Below are 1,940 nucleotides of genomic sequence, written 5' to 3'. Positions count from 1 at the left end.
TGCCGGTGCCGCCGGTGATGAGGGTGGTGCCGTCGGGGTCGGGTGGTGCGGGGATGGTGAGGACGACCTTGCCGATGTGGCGGGCCTGGCTGAGATGCCGGTACGCCTCCGGCGCATGCCGGATGTCGTAGGTGGTGGCGGGCAGGGGGTGAAGACGCTCGTCCTCGAACAGGTCGTGCAGCTCGGTGAGGATCTCCTGGATGCGCTCGGGACCGGCCTGCATGATGTCGAACGCCTGGTAGTGAACGCCCGGGTGGGCGGCGGCGACCTGCTCGGGGTCACGGATGTCGGTCTTGCCCATTTCGAGGAAGTGTCCGCCGGGTGCGAGGAGGCGGAGTGAGGCGTCGTTGAACTCTCCGGCGAGAGCGTTGAGGACGACGTCGATGCGATGGTCGCCGAGGGTGTCGCCGAAGTGCTCCTCGAACTCCAGCGTCCGGGACGAGGCGATGTGGCTCACTTGAAGGCCGTGCTCGCGCAGGACGTTCCACTTGCCGGGGCTGGCGGTGGCGAAGACCTCGATGTCCCAATGCCGGGCGAGATGCAAAGTGGCGGTGCCGACTCCGCCGGTGGCGGCGTGCAGCAGGAGCCGCTGTCCGGGCTGGACGCCCGCGAGGTCGGCCAGGGCGTAGTAAGCGGTGAGATACGCGACGGGGACAGTGGCGGCCTGGGTGAACGACCAGCCGTCCGGAATGCGGGTGATCATGCGGTGGTCGGCGACGGCGGTGGGGCCGGTGCCGGTGAAGATGCCCATGACCCGGTCGCCCGCGGCCAGGTGGTCCACGTCCGGACCGACCTCGACAACGGTCCCGGCGCCTTCCCCGCCCAGCGGGCGCTGGTCCTGGGGGATCATCCCCAGGGCATAGAGGACGTCGCGGAAGTTCACCCCGACCGCCCGCACCGCGATGCGCACCTGCCCGCTGCCCAGTGCTTCGTCCAGCTCCGGGGCGGGGACCAAGGTCAGATTCTCCAGGGTGCCCTTGCCCGCGACGGTCAGCTGCCACGGGCCGTCCGGAGGCGGGGCGAGCATCGGTTGCCGCCCGGCCCGGACCAGCCGGGGGACGTGCACCACACCGTCACGGATGGCGAGCTGGGGTTCGCCCTGGGCCGACGCGGCCTCGATCGCGGACGCGAGCGCCTCAAGGCTGCCGGGCCGGTCGTCCAGATCGACGATGGTGACGCGTTCGGGGTGCTCGACCTGGACGCTTCGGACCAGTCCCCACACCGGTGACTGCGCCAGCCCCGGCGCTCCGCCCCCGGCGGCGCCGTTCGCGGCGGCGGTGTCGACGCTGACGGCGTTGCGGGTCGCCAGGACGAGGCGCGTGTCGTTCAGCCGGTCGTCGGCGAGGTACCGCTGAAGCAGCTCCAGCAACTCCCGCGTGATCGCGTGCGCCGGACCGGCCGGCTCGCCGCCGTCACCGTCCGCGGCGCAGGGGAGCAGGAGCATCGGCGGCGGCTCGGAGATCTGCTGGAAGTCGTCGTAGACCGGCGCGGGCGTGGGGAGCGCGGTATTGAGTAGCTGCGCGAATTCGGGACTGTGCGAAGCCAGGATCGCGTAGGTGCCGGTGCCTGTCGCGTTCCCGCCGGCCAGCACCGGCCAGTCCAGCGCGTAGAGCTGGTTGTCTCGACCGGGCTTGGTGGGAAGCTCGGTGAGCGGCCGGAGAGTGAGCGTGTCGATCGTGGCGACGGGCTGTCCAGTGGGATCCGTGGCGGTGATGGTGAGGCTGGTGGCTTGCCCGCCGATGGGGGTGATGGCGACGCGGAGTGTGGTGGCGCCGGTGGCGTGGAGGTTGACGCCTTCCCATGCGAAGGGCAGGTGAGCTTGGTCGCCGGAACCGTCGGCGGCCAGCGCGATGGGGTGGAGGGCGGCATCGAGGAGTGCGGGGTGGAGGGTGTAGCCGGTGGCGGCGTCGGGGTCGGGGAGCTGGACCTCGGCGTAGATC

Annotated in this window: 1 protein-coding gene; it reads right to left on the bottom strand. The window is 71.2% G+C overall.

The window, feature by feature from the left end; translation table 11 throughout:
• Positions 1–1,940, bottom strand: a 1,940-nt coding sequence (locus E1266_RS37015) for a zinc-binding dehydrogenase (RefSeq protein WP_165966373.1), incomplete at both ends; no start/stop codon positions are given.

Origin of the sequence: Actinomadura sp. 7K534, assembly GCF_004348575.1 — a bacterium.
GTDB classification, from domain to species: domain Bacteria; phylum Actinomycetota; class Actinomycetes; order Streptosporangiales; family Streptosporangiaceae; genus Spirillospora; species Spirillospora livida.
The sequence above is the reverse complement of the archived record's forward strand: the minus strand, read 5'-3'. Positions and strand labels throughout refer to the sequence as shown.